Source organism: Micromonospora sp. M71_S20 (genome assembly GCF_003664255.1).
Lineage (GTDB): Bacteria > Actinomycetota > Actinomycetes > Mycobacteriales > Micromonosporaceae > Micromonospora.
Window position 1 is genome coordinate 4,324,061 of sequence record NZ_RCCV01000001.1, and the last position, 15,526, is coordinate 4,339,586.

General features: G+C 73.5%; 10 protein-coding genes. 1 reads left to right on the top strand and 9 read right to left on the bottom strand.

Annotation, left to right across the window (positions count from 1 at the left end):
* Window positions 1-74: 74 nt before the first annotated feature.
* The 9 genes from DER29_RS18645 to DER29_RS18685 all read right to left on the bottom strand — a co-directional run bounded on the left by DER29_RS18645 (window position 75) and on the right by DER29_RS18685 (window position 12,350).
* Complete coding sequence (locus tag DER29_RS18645; protein ID WP_121398490.1) at window positions 75-2,495, bottom strand: carbohydrate-binding module family 20 domain-containing protein; 2,421 nt, start codon at window positions 2,493-2,495, stop codon at window positions 75-77.
* A 272-nt stretch (window positions 2,496-2,767) separates the two neighbouring features.
* On the bottom strand, window positions 2,768-3,697 hold the full coding sequence (locus DER29_RS18650; RefSeq protein ID WP_233599915.1) for an ROK family protein: 930 nt from the start codon (window positions 3,695-3,697) through the stop codon (window positions 2,768-2,770).
* A gap of 40 nt (window positions 3,698-3,737) precedes the next feature.
* Window positions 3,738-5,195, bottom strand: a complete 1,458-nt coding sequence (locus DER29_RS18655) for an argininosuccinate lyase (protein ID WP_121398491.1) — start codon at window positions 5,193-5,195, stop codon at window positions 3,738-3,740.
* A 63-nt stretch (window positions 5,196-5,258) separates the two neighbouring features.
* Window positions 5,259-6,212: an amidohydrolase family protein gene (locus DER29_RS18660; RefSeq protein ID WP_199729353.1), complete on the bottom strand. Its 954-nt coding sequence runs from the start codon at window positions 6,210-6,212 to the stop codon at window positions 5,259-5,261.
* Window positions 6,209-7,141 (bottom strand): creatininase family protein, encoded by a 933-nt coding sequence (locus DER29_RS18665; protein WP_121398492.1) that lies wholly within the window; start codon window positions 7,139-7,141, stop codon window positions 6,209-6,211. The genes DER29_RS18660 and DER29_RS18665 overlap by 4 nt, the downstream gene beginning before the upstream one ends.
* Complete coding sequence (locus DER29_RS18670; protein WP_233599916.1) at window positions 7,129-8,922, bottom strand: iron ABC transporter permease; 1,794 nt, start codon at window positions 8,920-8,922, stop codon at window positions 7,129-7,131. Before DER29_RS18670 ends, DER29_RS18665 begins: the two co-directional genes overlap by 13 nt.
* Window positions 8,919-9,992, bottom strand: coding sequence for an ABC transporter ATP-binding protein (locus DER29_RS18675; RefSeq protein ID WP_121398493.1), 1,074 nt, complete (start codon window positions 9,990-9,992; stop codon window positions 8,919-8,921). Before DER29_RS18675 ends, DER29_RS18670 begins: the two co-directional genes overlap by 4 nt.
* 92 nt (window positions 9,993-10,084) lie before the next feature.
* Complete coding sequence (locus tag DER29_RS18680; protein ID WP_121398494.1) at window positions 10,085-11,137, bottom strand: extracellular solute-binding protein; 1,053 nt, start codon at window positions 11,135-11,137, stop codon at window positions 10,085-10,087.
* Between the two features lie 49 nt (window positions 11,138-11,186).
* Window positions 11,187-12,350 carry an ROK family protein gene (locus DER29_RS18685; protein ID WP_121398495.1) on the bottom strand — a complete coding sequence of 388 codons (1,164 nt, stop codon included), beginning with the start codon at window positions 12,348-12,350 and terminating at the stop codon, window positions 11,187-11,189.
* A 414-nt stretch (window positions 12,351-12,764) separates the two neighbouring features.
* Here DER29_RS18685 and DER29_RS18690 point away from each other — a divergent pair, with 414 nt between their 5' ends.
* Window positions 12,765-15,461: a PIG-L family deacetylase gene (locus DER29_RS18690; RefSeq protein ID WP_121398496.1), complete on the top strand. Its 2,697-nt coding sequence runs from the start codon at window positions 12,765-12,767 to the stop codon at window positions 15,459-15,461.
* Window positions 15,462-15,526: the final 65 nt, after the last annotated feature.

A 15,526-nucleotide genomic window follows, 5' to 3' on the forward strand; every position in this document is an offset into this window, starting at 1 on the left:
GACCCGCGACGCGGGCGCCGACGGCCGCGCAACGGCCGGGTGGCCGGCCCCGGGCGGGGCCGGCCACGGTTGCGTCAACGCCAGGTGTCGGTGCGGGTGTGGGTGCCGCCCGCCGGGGTGGTGAAGCTCCGGTTGCCGCCGGCCTCCCAGGTGACGGAGCCGTCGGGGTTCTTCTTCAGGTACTTGTACTCGACGGCGGTGTTCGGCGGCAGGCTGACGGTGGCCCGCCAGACCGGGTAGTCGGCCGGGGACAGCGCGACGGCGTTCGCGGGGTTCCAGCCGCCGAGGGCGGGGAGGTTGCCGACGACGTACACGTCCTGGCCGAAGGAGGTGGTGGCGGTGGCGTGGAAGGAGGTGGCGACCGGCCCGGCGGTGTCGCCGCGGAAGGTCTCGGTGACGGTGTGGCTGCCGCCCGCCGGGGTGGTCAGGCTCCGGTTCGCGCCGGACTCCCAGGTGACGGCGCCGGCTGCGGTCTTCTTGATGAACTTGTACTCCACGTTGGCGGAGCGGGGCAGGTCGACCACGCCGCGGAACACCCCGCCGGCGGCGGGCAGCCGTACCGCGTTCGCCGGCGCCCAGTTGCCCAGCGCCGCGACGCCGCCGACGACGTAGACCTCCTGGCCGGCGGTCACGGTCGCGGTGACGGTGAAGGTCGTGGCGACGGTGTCGCCGACGGGCCCCGGCACGTAGGTGTCGGTCCGGGTCGTCGTCCCGCCGGCCGGCGTGGTGAAGGTGCGGCTGGTGGCCTCCTGCTCTACCACCGTGGTGCCGCTCTTGACCAGGTACCGGTAGGAGACGGCGGTGGCCGCCGGCAGGTCCACCGTCGCGGTCCAGGCGCCGGTGCCGGTACGGGTCAGCGGCACGGAGGCGGTCGGGTCGCCGTTGCCGAGCGCCGGGGTGTCGCCCACGACGTGCAGCGTCCGGTCGGCGGGCAGCGAGGCGGCGGCGGTGAACGTGGTGGCCACCTTGGCGGCGGGGCCGCCACGGGCGTTGGCGTGGATGGCGACCGCGCCGTTGGCGGGGATGGTGACGGTGGCCCGGCCGCCGGTCACGGTGACCGTGGCGCCGGTGCATCCGGCGGCGGTGGCGGCGCCGGAGATGACGTCGCAGTACGCGCCGTCGGCGAGGCCGGTGACGAACTGGGCGGTGCTGGCGGCGCCGGAGTCGTTGATGCCGATCCACCCGCGATCGCCCCGGTGGAAGCCGATGACGTTGCTGTTGACGACCGTGAAGTCCGAGATGCTCTTGACGGCCCGGGCGGTGTTGGCCCAGCCGACCATGCCCTTGATGCCGGTGGACCGGGTCAGGCAGGTCCAACCGTCGCCGCAGACGGTGTCGGTCACGTGGCCGCTGCCGGTGGCCGGCGGCGACTGGTTGCGGTTCGACCAGGTGAAGCTGTCGTAGACCGAGGGCTTGCCGTGCGGGTACGCCAGCGCGAAGTAGTTGGCCAGGGTGTAGTCGCTGCCGTTCTTGTAGGACAGCACCACCCCGTCGCGCTCCAGGTCGTGGTTGGTGACCATGGCGAAGACGTTGGCGCCGGGCGCGTCGAGGTTCCAGTTCGGGATGTTCGCGAGGTTCGCGATCGAGCCCTGGAAGCTGGACCTGAGGCCCTTGGCGTAGGCGAAGTCGAGCACGTCGCCGTTGCCGATGAAGGCGCGGGCCTTGAGCGCGTCGTTCGAGGCGCCGTCGAAGATCTCCTGGGCGACGTACGGGCGCCTGTTCTCCGCGACCGTGTTGTCCAGTCTGCCGAGGATGGCCGCGAAGTCGGCCTTCTTGACGTGCTTGACCGCGTCGACGCGGAACCCGTCCACGCCCAGCCCGATCAGGTCGTTGAGGTAGGCGGCGATCTTGTCGCGGACCTGCTCCTTCTCGGTGTACAGGTCCGACAGGGAGAGCAGTTCGCAGCTGGTCACCTGGGACTCGTTGTTCCAGTCGGTGATGCCGCCGGAGGTCGGGCAGTTGTCGCCGGGGTGGTGGAAGTCGCCGTGGCCGTACGGCACCGCCGGGTAGCCGTAGCCGGTGAAGGTGGTGCCGGCGTAGCCGACGGTGCCGGCGGGGTTGTTGACGCCGGCCATGTGGTTGACGACCGCGTCGACGTAGACGCGTACGCCGGCGGCGTGGCACGCGGTGACCATGGCGGCGAACTGCTGGCGGTTGCCGAACCGGCTCTCCAGCTTGTAGGACACCGGCTGGTACACCTCGTACCAGGGGTGGACCCCGTCGGCGCTGGTGGGCAGGCTGACCGACTCCTGCGGCGGCGCGACCTGGACCGCGCCGTAGCCCGCCGGGCCGAGGTGGTCGGTGCAGGCCGCGGCGACGGAGTTCCAGTTCCACTCCCACAGGTTGGCCGTCACCTCGCTGTCGTTGAGCGCGACGGCGGCATGGGCGGGGGCGGCGGCGGTCGCCACGACCGGGGTGGCGCCGGACGCGACGACGGCGGCGGCGAGGAGCAGGCGGGGGATGCGGGCGCGCAGGGGCGGTTTCGATCGTGCCATGACAGGGAGACCTTCTTCCGGGGACGAAGAGGCACTGACGAGAGGGGACGGCCGTCCGCGTAGCAAAGACAATGCTCGATCGACGGCAGGCTCTGCAATACCTTGCAGCAAACTTCTCGAAATTTCATGGCAACACTGTCGACACCTCCGACAGGGCTCGTGCATAACCCGCAAAAGCCACGAGGCCGACGATCCATGGTGGATCGTCGGCTTCGTGGTCTGCAAATACTTGCAAGGGTCGGCGCGCCCGACGGCGGCGCCGGCCGGGCCGGTCAGCGGGGTGTCGGCACCGCCTCGCGGGCGAGGATGACCGCGCCGAGCAACGCGGCGTCGTCGGCGAAGCGCGACAGCACCACCTCCGGCGGGTACGGCAGGACCGCCGCCATCCGCTCCCCCAGCAGGCCGCGGATCAACGCGTTGCCGGCCACCCCGCCGACCAGCACCACCCGCTGCGGGTCGAGGAGCAGGCAGCAGGTGACCAGGTGCCGGGCCAGCTCGTCCGCCCGGGCGGTCAGCGCGTCGCGGGCCGGGCCGGGCCGCTCGGCGGCGGCGGCCAGCCCCCGCGCCCCGCCCGGCACGCCGAGCGACTCGGCGAGCCGGTCCAGCGCCCGGCCGGAGAAGCCCAGCTCCAGCATCGTGCCCGGCCACGGGCCACCGGCCACGGCGTACCCGATCTCACCGGCCGCCCCGTGATGACCGGCCAGCACCGACCCGCGGACCGTGACCGCCGCCGCCACGCCGGTGCCCAGGCCCACCACCAGGCCGGGGTCGGCGTCGCGCAGCGCGCCGAGCCGCAGCTCGGCCAGGGCGGCGGCGTTGAGGTCGTTGTCGACCGCCACCGCCGGCGCCGCCAACCGGTCCCGGACCGCGTCGGCCAGGCGCAGCCCGTCCCAGCCGGGCACGTTCGGGGCCAGGTCGATGCCGTCGGAGCGGACCACGCCGGGCGAGGCGATCCCGGCCGCCGCGACCGGCGCGCCGACCTCCCCCACCAGCTTCGCGGCCAGCTCCAGCGCCCGGTCCAGGGCCTGCGGGGCACCCCGCTCGGCGTACGTCGGCACCCGCTCGCGGGCCAGCAGCCGGCCCTCGCCGTCGGCCACCCCGACCGCCATCTTGGTGCCGCCGAAGTCGATGCCGAGCAGCACGCCCGCATCGCCGGCCGGCGGCGCGGACTGGGCGGCCCGACCGGCCAGTCGCACGCTCACCGAACCACCTCCATGCCCCCGGCCGCCGCGTCCCGCGCGCTCATCGGGCCGCCCCCTGCGCGGCGACCGCGTCCAGCGCCTCGTCGGCGGCGGCGAGGCGGTCGCGGACGGCGGCCAGCCGGCCGGCGACGGTGTCGAACGTGCCGCGCAGCACCGCCACCTGGGCGCGCACCGCGGCCGCGCCGGGGCCGTCGACCTGGGCGCGGTCGAGCACCAGCTCCGGGCGTACGGCGGCGGCGATCAGGTCGGCGACGGCGTCGTCGTCGAGCCCGTCGGCGATCTGATCCGCCGCCGCCCGGACGGTCTGCGCGGTCCAGGTGGCCGGGGCCCCGCCCCGGACCAGCCGGCCGACCACCGAGTGGGCGGCCCGGAACGGCACCCCGTGCCGGGTCAGCGCGTCGGCCGCGGCGGTGGTGGTGGCGCCGGAGGCGACGATCTCCTCGGCCGACGGCGGCTCCAGCGGCTCGATCTCAGCGAGGAAGCCGCCGAGCAGGGCGAAGAACCGGTCGGTGCGGTCGTTGCTCTCCCAGAGCCGCACCTGAACGTCGGTGGTCGCGTTGTTGGAGTCCTCCCACCAGGCGGCGCCGACGTTGTTGAGCACGCTGGCGGCGTCGGCGGCGGTGGCCCCGGCCATCGAGACGAGGTGCTCCAGCACCACCGGGTTGCGCTTCTGCGGCATGATGCTGCTGCCCTGGGTGAAGTCGCCGGGCGTGGTCACCCAGCGCCAGCTCAGCCAGTCCATCAGGGTGCGGGCCAGCCGGGCGCCGGTCGCGAGGGCCTGGGCGTTGAGGGTGCCGACCCGCACGAGGTGGTCGGCGCCGGCCACCGCCTCGTACGAGTTGGTGACCAGGCCGTCGAAGCCGAGCAGCTCGGCCACCCGGGCGGGGGCGATGTCCAGGTCGGTGCCCGCGAAGGCGCAGGAGCCCAGCGGCGAGGTGTTGAGCTGGTCGATCAGGTCGGCGTAGGCGACGGCCTCACCGGCGAGGGCCTCGGCGTAGCCGGCGAGGGCGTGCCCGATGGTGGTGGGCTGCGCCGGCCGGCGGTGGGTGTAGCCGGTGATCACCACATCGGCGTAGCGGTGCGCGGAGTCCAGGGCGGTCGCGCCGGTCGCGAGCACCCGGTCCAGAACCCCGAGGAGCTGGTCGCGCAGCAGCATCCGGAACACCCCGGCGTCGAGGTCGTTGCGGCTGCGGGCCATCTGCACGTCGAGCTCGGAGGTGGGGATGCCGCACGCCTGCGCCAGCCGCTTCTCCATCAGGTAGTAGGTGTCCTCGAACGTGCCGTCGAACTCCGGCGCGCCGGCGGTGTCGGCGCGCAGTTCGGCCAGCCCGCGCAGCAGCCGGGCGCCCCGCTCGGCGGGGACCAGCCCCTGCTCGGTCAGCATCACCACGTGGGCCTGACTCGCCCGCACCATCGCCGGGAAGAGGTACCCGACGTGGTGGTCGTAGGTCGGCCGGAGGTGGTGCCGCTGGTAGGTGGTCAGCGCGGGTGTGCTCATGACGGTCTCTACTTCCTTCCGTGCCGGGCGTGGCGTCGTGCGCCGAGCCCGGGCGTCAGCCGGTCAGTCGTCCAGGCCGAGCAGGCGCTCGGCGTTCCCGGCGAAGATCGCGCGTAGGTGCTCGTCGGGCAGCCCCAGCTCGCGGCAGATCCGCAGCTGGTCGTCGAGGTAGCGGGTGACGTACCCGCGCGGGAACCACGACGAGTCGCTGCCGAACACGATGCGGTGCGGGCCGATGGTCTCGTAGCAACGCCGGAACAGCTCGTCCAGCGTCAGCTTGTAGGGCATCCAGCGCACCCACTGGTTCGACCCGGAGGTGTCGACGTGGATGTTCGGGCAGCCCCACGCGGCGAAGAGCAGGTCCTGCACGTGCTGGACGCCGAAGTGCGGCACCACCACGGCCAGCTCGGGAAAGCGGCGGGCCATCCGGGCCAGCTCGTCCGGGCCGCCGTACCGGCCGTGGGACAGGCCGCCCGCGCTGCCGTAGTGGCCGATGTGGATCAGCACCGGCACGCCGAGGCGCTGGGCGGTGCCCCAGAGCGGATCGAGGGCCTCGTCGTCGAGCGGGCCGCGCAGCAGCGGGGCGAAGAGCTTCAGCCCGCGCAGGCCCCGCTCGGTGACGGCGCGTTCCAGCTCGGCGGCGGCGTCCGCGCCGTACGGGTCGTGGTGGGCGAAGCCGAGCAGCAGGTCGGGGTGGCGGTCCACCACGTCGGCGACGGTGTCGTTGCCGCCGCCGGTGACGAAGACCGCCCGGCGCACGTTCACCGCGCGCAGTTCCTCGGCCCAGCGGTCCGCCTCGTCCTGCCAGCGCGCGGCGGGCGGCTCCGGGTCGGGGAAGCCCCACGCCTGCCGCCACCGCCGCGCGTACGGGGCGGAGCCGGCGGCCCGTACGGCCTGCTCGTGCTCGCCGCCGGGGTGCATGTCGGCGGCGTGCTCGCAGGCCCGGATCGTCTCGTCGGCGCCGATGCGGAAGTGCAGGTGGAAGTCGACGACGTCCAGTCCGCGGTCGACGGTCAAGGCGCCTCCTCGGGCTCGGGCCCACCGGCGGTCGCGTCGGTGGGCAGCGGGGCGTCGGTGGGCGGGGCGGGCGGCGGGGCGGCCACCCAGGCGGCGACGACCTCGCGCAGCCGGCTGCCGGCCAGCTGCCGGACCCGCCGACCGGCCTCCTCGCCGGCCAGCGAGATGTGCCCGGACCAGCCCTGCCACGGGTCGGGCCGGGACTCCACCAGGACGTACGGGTGGGTCACCGGCAGCTTCGGCTTCGGCGGCAGGTCGGCGACCGCGTCTAGGCGGACCGCGTCGGGGTCGAAGCCGAGCACGCCGGAGGTCTCGTACGCCCCGCCGTGCCCGCGCGCCGGCAGCGGCCCGTACAGCTCGGCGGTCTCGGCCGGGGTGACCAGCTGGAACCAGTTGACCAGCAGCAGGCTCGCCGTGCGCCGCCCGGAGACCCACTCCATGGCGGCCCGGACCGTCGACATGTTCGCGTCGTGTCCGTTGACGATCAGCAGCCGGGGGAACCCGGCGGCCACGATCCCCTCGATCACGTCGGCGAGGTAGCCGACCGCGATCTCCGGCCGGATCGCCACGGTGCCGGGCCACGGCCGGGTCTGGCCGGGGCAGGCGGCGTACGGCACGGCGGGGAAGAGGACCCCGCGCGGGCCCGCCGCCGTCGCGCGCCCGCCGGCCGGGGTGGTCGCGGTGCCGTCCGGGGTGCCGCCGCCGGACGGCACCGCGCCGTCGCCGGGGATCGCGCTCTCGGCGGCGAAGCCCTCGGCGAGGATCAGGTCGGTGCCGAGCGGCAGGTGCGGGCCGTGCCACTCGACCGCGCCGACCGGGAGCACCGCGAAGTCCGCCGCCTCGGCGACCGCCGCGAGTTCCCCGCCGGGGATCCGGGCGGCGGGGACCAGCCCGCCGCCCGCCGGCCAGGCCGCGCTCACGCCGTCCACCGGGCCGCCTCCCGACTGGAACGCCGGCCGCCTTCCAGCCGGCCGGAGACCACCATCACCACGAAGATCAGGACAACCTGGAGCATGCCGTACGCGGCGGCGGTGCCGACCTCGAACGAGTACATCCGGTTGTTGATCTCCACGGAGATCGGCGCGGTCTCGGAGGTGTAGATCAGCACCGAGGCGACGAACTCGCCGACGCCGTGCACGAAGGCGAGCAGCGCGCCGGCCACCACACCGGGCAGCATCAGCCGCAGGGTGACCGTGCCGAACGCCCGCCACCAGGACGCGCCCAGGTTGCGCGCGGCCTCCTCCAGCGACGGGTCGATCTGCGCCAGGGTGGCCGAGCTGGACCGGAACACCAGCGGCAGGAACCGCACGAAGTACGCCAGCGGCATGATCCAGAAGGTGCCGATCAGCACCTGCCCGAAGCTGAACGCGTTGCCCGTGCTGAACGCCGAGATCAGGTTGATCGCCACCACCGTGCCGGGCAACGCCCAGGCCAGCATGACCGCCACGTCCAGCAGGCCCCGGCCGCGGAAGTCCAGCCGGCGCACCGCGTACGCGATGAGCACGCCGACGACGACGCAGGCGACGGTGGCGATGAGGCTCATCTGCAGCGAGTTGAGGATCGGCTGGAACGCCGCCGGATCGGAGAAGATCGTGACGAAGTTCTGCGTGGTGTACGCCGCCGGGATGACCTCGGTGGTCCAGGAGCCGTCCTGGGAGAACGCGACCAGGGCGATGGTCGCCACCGGCGCGAGCAGGACCGCGGTGGCCAGGACCGAGGCGGCCAGGGCGAGCCACTTGCCCAGCGGGTTGGTGATCTCGCGGCGGTGCGCGGCGACGCCCTTGGACTGCGAGCGGTAGCTGCGCCGCCCCTCGTACCAGCGCATGCCGAGCAGGAACAGCACCGAGACCACGCCGAGCACCGAGGCGTACGTGGAGGCCATCGGCAGGTCGCCGTTGGTGCGGTTGATGTAGATCTGCATGGTCATCGTCTGGTCCACCCCGAACAGCAGCGGGGCGGTGTACGACGCCAGCGAGGTCATGAACACCAGCAGCGAGGCGGAGACCAGCGCCGGGGTGAGCATCGGCAGCAGCACCGTGCGCCACACGCGGACCCGGCCGGCGCCCAGGTTGTACGCCGCCTCCTCCACCGACGGGTCCATCCCCGACAGCGCGGCCGAGGCGGAGAGGTAGAAGTACGGATACATGGTGAAGGTGTGCACGACCAGCACACCGGCGATGCCGCTGAACGGCAGCACCGGGTTCTCGGCGCCGAAGAGCTGCTGGAGGCCCCGCGGCAGGATGCCGGTCTCGCTGTAGAGCAGCTGGAACGAGATCGCCCCGATCAGCGGCGGCAGCGCCGCCGGCACCAGGATGATCGCCTCGATCAGCTTGCGGCCGGGAAACGAGAAGCGCTTGAGCAGGAAGGCCATCGCCACGCCCACGACGCCGCAGAGCAGCACGCTGGCCGCGGAGATGATCAGCGAGGTGACCAGGGAGGACCGGGCCACGCCCCCGCCGGTGACGAAGCTGCCGTAGTTCTCCACGCCGTCCACGCCGACGCTCTCGGCGAAGGTGGCGAACATCGGCTGCACCACGTACCCGAAGAGGATCAGGGCGAGCGGGAAGACCAGGACGTACGGGAACCAGCGCGAGCCGGTGCCGCCGGCGAACCGGTCGGCGAGGCGGCGGCGCGGGCCGCGCGGCGGCGTCGGCTCGCCGGTGATCGGGGCGACGGTGGCCGGGCTGGGGGTGGCGGGGATGGTGCTCACGGCCGCACCACCCACATCCGCTCCCGGTTCAGCCGCAGGCCGACCTGGTCGCCGGCGGCGATTCCGGCCGGCACGTCGATCGCGGCGACCTGCACCGGCTCGCCGGCCACGTCGACCACGAGGTTGGTGGCCATGCCGGTGAACTCCACCTCGGTGACCCGGCCGGGCAGCGCGCCCGCCTCGGTGGCCGAGGTCAGCCCGATGTGCTCGGGACGGACGGAGACCAGCGCGGTGTCGCCCTGGCGCAGGCCGTGGTCCGTCGGGGCGGGCGCGGTGATCTCGCCGCCGGCGGGCAGCCCCACGGTGACGGTCTGCGCGGCGGCGGCGACGACCGGGAGGCTGAGCACGTTGCTGCGGCCGATGAAGCGGGCCACGAAGCTGGTCGCCGGGCGGTGGTAGATCTCCTGCGGGGCGCCGATCTGCTGCACCCGGCCGGACTGCATGACCGCGATCCGGTCCGACATGGCCATCGCCTCGGCCTGGTCGTGGGTGACGTAGATGGAGGTGGTGCCGGCCTCGCGCTGGATGCGGCGGATCTCGACGCGGGTCTCCTCGCGCAGCTTGGCGTCGAGGTTCGACAGCGGCTCGTCGAGCAGCAGGGTGCGGGGCCGGATCACCAGCGCCCGGGCCAGGGCGACGCGCTGCTGCTGGCCGCCGGAGAGCTCGTCGATGCGCCGGTCGCCGTAGCCGGCGAGGTGCACCTGGCCGAGCGCCTCCTCGACCCGCCGCCGCGCCTCGACCCGGCCGACCTTGCGGATCTTCAGTCCGTACGCGACGTTCTGCGCGACGCTCATGTGCGGGAAGAGCGCGTAGTTCTGGAACACCATGCCGGTGTCGCGCTTGTTCGGCGGCCGGCGGGTGACGTCCTCGGTGCCGAACCGGATCCGGCCGGAGGTGGGGAAGTAGAACCCCGCCACCATGCGCAGGGTGGTGGTCTTGCCGCAGCCGCTCGGGCCGAGCAGCGTGAAGAACTCCCCGGCGGCGATGGTGATGTCGACGTCGTCCACGGCCGCGGTGTCGCCGCCGCGCGCGAAGCGCTTGCTCACCGACTCGAGCGTGACATCGATCATGAGGTCCTCTCCTTCGTGCGGTACCGGACCTGGACGGTCGTCAGGTGGGGGCGCGGGGGCGGGACCGGCCCGCCCCCGAAACGCCCGGGCGGTCAGCCCTTGTTCTTGATCTGGCCGTTCCAGTGGTTGATCCACTCGGTCTCGTTCTTGCCGATCACGTCCCAGTTGACGTCCAGCGGCTTGAGGTTGAGCTGGGCCAGCCACTCCGGCTTCTCGGCGATGTCCACGGCCGGGATCTGGTAGTAGTCCTTGGCCAGGTCGGCGCGGAGCTTGTCGTCGAAGAGGAACTCCATGAACTTCTGGGCGCCGGTGGTGTTGCCGCCCTTGACCGCGGCGATGCCGTCGACCAGCACCGGGGCGCCGGAGGCGGGCATCACGTAGCCGAACGGCATGTTCGACTGGTTGGCCTGGAGCAGGACGTCCTGGAGGTTCCAGGCGCTGAGCACGCCCTGCTGGCGGGAGAGCTTCAGGTAGAGGTCGGTCGGGTTGGCCGCGTACGCGCCGGTGTTGGCGTCGAGCTTCTTGAGCCAGTCGTAGCCGGGCTGCGGGTTGCTGCCGTCCGGGGACTGCCGCATGATCATCGCGGCGTAGATCGACCGCATCGTGCCGGACGCGGCCACGTCCCGGATGATGATCTTGTCCTTCCACTCCGGCTTCAGCAGGTCGTCCCAGTCCTTCGGGGCCTGCTCCGGGGTGAGTGCCTTGTTGTTGTACATGATGACCTCGGGGAGCAGGATCTCCCCGAACCAGCGGCCCTCGGCGTCCTTGTACTTCGGGTCCATCTTGCCGGCGAACGCCGGCTGCCAGGAGGTCAGCAGGTCCTCGCCGGCGCCGGCGGAGAGCCCCTGCTGGGTGCCGCCCCACCAGACGTCGGCCTGCGGGTTGGCCTTCTCGGCCCGGACCCGCTCCAGGATCTCCTGGGCGCCCAGGTTGAGGATCTCGACCTTGCCCTTGTACTCGGGGTACTTGGCGGTGAACTGGTCCACGACGTAGGTGGAGACCTTCTTGTCGCGGGCCGTGTAGATGGTCAGCTTCTCGGCGCTCGCGCCGCCGGCCGCGTCGTCGCCACCACCGCCGCCGCCACAGGCGGTGCCGGCGGCGAGCACGGTGGCGAGCGCACCGGCGAGGAGAAGTCGACGTCTCATGGGGTACCTCCGAGGGTGTGGGGAGAACTGCGGTGTGCGTGGTGTGTGGTCAAGGGGTCGGCAGCAGGGTGGGCATGCCGGCGGCAGCCGCGGAGAGGGCGTAGCTGACCGCCCCGTGCAGCACCGCCCGGTCGCCGAGCACGGCCCGGCGCACCTCGGTGGTGCTCGGTGCGGCTGCGGCGACCAGCGCCTGGAGCCGGTCGACGGCGGCGTCGTCGAGGTGGGCGGCCGCCCCGCTGAGCAGCACCCGCCCGGGGTCGACGACGCAGACGCAGGAGACGATGAGCCGCGACCAGGCCGTGAGCACGTCGTCCAGGTAGGCGGCGGCCCGGTCGTCGATGGCCGCCAGCGCGACCAGGTCGGCCACGGGCGAGTCCGGCCGCCGCCCGGGAGCCAGTGCCACCATCCGCTCGGCGATGGCGTTCTCCGACCAGCGGGCCTCGAACGGGCCGATCCCGTCGTGGCCCCGGTCGGTCGGGTCCAGCGGAAGGAAACCGACCTCGCCGGCGGCCCCGCCGGCACCCCGGCGGACCTGCCCGTCGAGCACCAGGCCGGCGCCGATGCCGTCGGCCACGTGCAGCAGCAGCAGGTCGGCGACGTCGCTGCCCGCGCCGACCGCGTGCTCGCCGGCCGCCATCAGGTTCACGTCGTTGTCCACCACCACCGGCACCCCGAGCCGCCGTTGCACCGACTCCCCCACCGGCCGCCCCTCGACGAGGCCGACCGAGGGGGCCAGGCGCACGGCGCCGCCGGTGGAGACGCCGGGCGCGGCGATGGCCACCCCGCGCAGCGCCGGCAGCCCGTCACCGGCCAGCTCGGGCACCGAGCGGCAGATGGTGTCGACGATGTCGCCGGCGAGCCGGACCGCACGGTGGGCGATGACGGCGCCGTCGCTGTCGGCGATCTCGCAGCTGATCCGGGACGGCTCCAGGGAGACGGCGGCGACCAGTTCGGCCCGGGGGTTGAACTCCAGCATCGCCCGGGGGCGGCCGGTGCGGGAGGTCCCGGGGCCGCGCTCGATGAGGTACCCCTCGGCGATCAGCTCGCGCACGAGCGGGGTGAGCGTGGCGGGGCTCAACCCGGTGAGCTCGGTCAGCTCGGCGCGGGAGAGCACCCGCACCTGGCGGGCGGTGGAGATCACGGACAACCGCTTGATCTCCTTCGACCGCTCCCGGCTCACCGGGCTCGTTGGTGGCGTCACCACGTCTGTCACACTTCCTTCCTACGGCGAACGAACTATCGAGTCAAGTAACGAAACCGTCTCGTTACCTTGCGGCCTCCTTCGTGAGCAGCAGAAACGCCCTCCCTGCGGGCCTCGCCGAGGCCGCCGGACGGGCGCGCTCACCGCCAGCGACACCCCGCCTGGCGGGGAGTTAGTTTCTTTCGCAAATAAAGAAAGACCTTGCAAAGCATTGACGGGCCACCGCGCCGGTCCCTAGCGTCACCGGGCGAAGGCCTTCCAGTGTGTACGGACCCCCGTGCCGCTGCGTACCCCGGTGACGCCGGCGCTCCTCTGCCCGGCGCCCCTGCCCCGCCCTCTCACCGTCCGACCGCGACCCCACGTCGACGCCCCGCGTCCGACGTCGCCGGCCGCTGCGCGGACCTCGCGTCACGCGAAAGGATCTGCATGCGTCTCAAGGCGTTCCTGCTACCCACGGCGCTCGCCCTGGCCCTGTCCGGGACACCGGCCGTGGCCCTCGCCGCCCCCTCCGACGCCCGGCCGACCGACGCCGTCGACCTGGACGTCCTCTTCGTCAGCGCACACCCCGACGACGAGGCCGGCAGCCTCGCCACCCTCGGCCAGTGGAAGGAGAAGCACGGCGCCAAGGCCGGCGTCGTCACGATCACCCGCGGCGAGGGCGGCGGCAACGCCGTCGGCCTGGAGGAGGGGCCGCCGCTGGGCATCATCCGCGAGCGCGAGGAGCGCACCGCGATCGGCCGCGCCGGGGTGGAGAACCTGTACAACCTCGACCGCGTCGACTTCTGGTACACCGCATCCGCGCCCCTGTCGGAGCAGATCTGGGGGCACGACGACACCCTGGCCCAGATCGTCCGGGTGATCCGGCAGACCCGGCCCGAGATCGTCATGACGATGAACCCGTCGCCCACGCCCGGCAACCACGGCAACCACCAGCAGGCCGCCCGCTTCGCCGCCGAGGCGTTCCACGCCGCCGCCGACCCGAAGGCCTTCCCCGAGCAGGTCACCAAGGAGGGGCTCAAGCCGTTCCGGGCGGCGAAGTTCCTGCGTACCGGCGGCACCGGCAGCTCGTCGACCGGGCCGCAGTGCGCCACCGGCTTCGTGCCGGCCGTCCCGACCGACCAGGTGTTCGGCGTCTGGGAGGGCACGCGCAGCGCCGGCGGCAAGACCTGGGCCGAGGTCGAGGTCGACGCCCGCCGGGACTACGTGACCCAGGGCTGGGCCAACACCGCCGCCGCCCCCACCGACCCGGCGAAGATCCGCTGCGACTTCTACACGCTTGTCGACAGCCGCGTCCCGTACGACCCGGCGGACACCTCCCCCGAGGCGATCCTGCGCGGCTCGGTGCTGCCCCCGGCGGCCGGCGGGCTGCCCGGCGGCACCGAGCTCTACCTGACCGCCGACCGGTTCGACCTCGCCCCCGGGCAGAGCGTCGAGGTCACCGCGCACGTGCGGGCGCCTCGCAACCGGGCACTCACCTCGCCCCGGGTCTCGCTGCGGCTGCCGCAGGGCTGGACCGCCGTCGGTTCCGGTGCCGTGCGCGGCGCCGTACCGGCCGGCAAGGAGCGGACCGTCACCTTCACCGTGACCGTTCCCGCCGGCGCCGACACCAACGAGCAGCACCTCGTCGGCGCGTCCCTGACCACCGGGCAGGGCACCGGCCGTACGGACCGCGCGGTCCGGGTGGTCGCCGACGTGCGCGGCACCCTGGAGCCGCTGCCCGAGGTGGGGCTGTTCCGCACCTGGGCCGGCGACAGCGGCTACCCGCAGCTGGACACCCTGATCAAGCCGGTGCTGACCATCGGCTCCGGCAAGAGTCGGACGGTCCGGGTCGACCTGCGCAACCACGGCGAGACCGCCCAGAGCGGCACGGTCGCCCTCGGTCTGCCGGCCGGCTTCACCGCCGACGCGGCGACGAAGAGCTACGCCGCCCTGGCGCCGGGCGCCACGGGGGCGGTCACCTTCACCGTCACCAACAGCGACGCCAGCCTGCCGACCGCCAACGAGGGTGGCGACGGCGGCGACTACGGGATCACCATCACCACCACCAGCGCCGCCGGCAGCACCGTGGAGACCGGCGCCCTGGAGATCGTGCCGACCAGCGAGGTGCCGCACGCCGGGCACGACCACGCCGTCGACGGGGTGGCCTCCCCCGGCGAGTACCCCGGCGAGGAGCTGGACCTGTCCCGCATCTGGGAGGGGCAGGCCACCACCGGGCAGGACGCCTCGGCCACCGGCCGGATCGCCTTCACCGAGGACGCGCTCGTCGTGTTCGTGCAGGTCACCGACGACGTGCTCGGCAAGAAGGTGGTGCCGCAGGACTGCAAGCGGCAGCGGCGCACCGACAGCGTGGAGATCATCGTCGACCCGAAGGGGAACTCGACGGACACCTCCACCGTGTTCAAGGCGGGCATCTTCCCGGTCACCGACGACCCCGCCAGCGGCGACCCGCCGTGCTGGCAGCGCGACGCCGACAACCGGCAGGGACCGGGCGCCACGACCGCCCCGGGGATGACCGTCGTCAGCAAGGTCACCGCGCCGTACGCCGGCTACACCATCGAGGCGCGCATCCCGTTCGCGGTGCTGCCCGACGCCATCGACCCGGCGCGGATGGGCTTCAACGTGCTGGTGTACGACTCGGACACCCAGGACCTCAGCTCCCAGTCGCGGCTGGGCTGGTCCACCTTCACCGGCGTCCGGGCCGACCCGTACCGGTACGGCCTGGTCACCCTGCCCGGCCTCACCCCGGCCCAGCGGCAGCCCAGCGCCCCGGTCTTCCCGGACACCGCCGCCCGCAGCGTGCACAGCCCGCAGACCATCGCGCAGTCGGCGGTGGACGGCGTGGCTCCGGCCGCCGTCGCCCGCCTGCCCGAGCGGGCGCTGCGGCTGACCGGCCAGCGGCAGGTGGCCGGTGGCGTGCAGGTGACCGTCCGGGCCGACCGCGCCGGCACGGTGTACCTGCACACCGCCGACGGCGACCGGTCGCTCGGTGAGCGTTCGGTGCAGGTGCGCTCCGGCCGCCCGGTCACCGTCCTGGTGCCGGTCGCCGGTGGCACGCCCACCTCGGTCCTGGCCGCCTTCGAGGCCGACGGTGCCGCGCTCGCCCGCCAGGTCCCGCTGACCTGACCGGACCGGGACGGGCCCCTGCCATCCGCGCGGACGGCAGGGGCCCGTCCCGTTGCCGGGGTCGA

What these genes read in the sequence shown, in the direction of transcription:
- DER29_RS18655 (WP_121398491.1), bottom strand. Translation starts at nt 5,195, where the DNA reads ATGAGCACACCCGCGCTGACCACCTACCAGCGGCACCACCTCCGGCCG.
- DER29_RS18680 (WP_121398494.1), bottom strand. Translation starts at nt 11,137, where the DNA reads ATGAGACGTCGACTTCTCCTCGCCGGTGCGCTCGCCACCGTGCTCGCC.
- DER29_RS18645 (WP_121398490.1), bottom strand. Translation starts at nt 2,495, where the DNA reads ATGGCACGATCGAAACCGCCCCTGCGCGCCCGCATCCCCCGCCTGCTC.
- DER29_RS18675 (WP_121398493.1), bottom strand. Translation starts at nt 9,992, where the DNA reads ATGATCGATGTCACGCTCGAGTCGGTGAGCAAGCGCTTCGCGCGCGGC.
- DER29_RS18690 (WP_121398496.1), top strand. Translation starts at nt 12,765, where the DNA reads ATGCGTCTCAAGGCGTTCCTGCTACCCACGGCGCTCGCCCTGGCCCTG.